Source organism: Bacillus cereus group sp. BfR-BA-01441 (genome assembly GCF_022663075.1).
Classification (GTDB): domain Bacteria; phylum Bacillota; class Bacilli; order Bacillales; family Bacillaceae_G; genus Bacillus_A; species Bacillus_A cereus.
The window spans coordinates 1-873 of sequence record NZ_JAKUEU010000224.1 but is presented as its reverse complement, the minus strand read 5'-3'; the positions used below and the strand labels follow the sequence as shown (position 1 = coordinate 873).

Sequence of the window (873 nt, the reverse complement as noted above, 5' to 3'; positions counted from 1 at the left end):
GGGGTTATTAGTACCAAAGGTGAAGTTATAAAACAGGTAGCAAAAGATGAAGGTATTGATCCAGTATTAATGTTAGCAATTATTATCGCTGAAACTGGCTGGGGGAAAAGTAGAGCTGTAATCGAACATAATAACCCAGCTGGTTTAATGGATGGTCATAGAATTAGAGATTATGCAACACTTGAAGATGGATTAAAAGCACAAGGGAGAACATTACATAACCTAATTATTGGTCGTCAATTATTTACAATTGAAACATTAGGTGCTGTTTATTCTCCTGTAGGTGCTGACAATGATCCATACGGAACAAATAGTGAATGGGTTCCAATGGTTACATCATTTGTAAAACAAGCTGGTGGTCTAACTATGAACTGTACAGCTAGTGATAATGCTGGTGGTATCAATGGTAATGTTGCTGTTGGTGAAAATGGTAAAATGAATTATTTTGATGCTGTAATTGGTGAAATGCTTCAATATCAAGGTTGGCCGTATGTTTGGGCTGGTGCTAATCCTAATATGGGATTTGATTGTTCTGGACTAATGCAATGGAACTTTGCTAAAGCTGGAATTAAACTTCCGCGTACAGCGATAGAACAATACAAAGCTACTGAGCGTATAGATCCTAAAGATGTAAAAGTCGGTGATTTAGTCTTTTATAAAGGAACTTACGGAGGGCCAAATCATATCTCGCACGTGGGAATCTATGTAGGGGATAACAAAATGTACGATTCAAATAGTAGTGGTATTGGTTATCATGATATTGGTTCTTACTGGCAACAACATTTTGCTGGATTTGGAAGAATAAAAGGATAATATAATCAGGAGGTTAATATGGGACGTTCAGAAAAGAAATCTTATAAGGGTGTTTATACT

The 873-nt window shown here is 36.4% G+C and carries 1 protein-coding gene; it reads left to right on the top strand.

Annotated features, from left to right (window positions below; translation table 11 throughout):
- Window positions 1-813 (top strand): C40 family peptidase (locus tag MR107_RS30170; RefSeq protein ID WP_242293160.1); only part of this gene is annotated, 813 nt, incomplete at its 5' end.
- Between the last annotated feature and the right edge of the window lie 60 nt (window positions 814-873).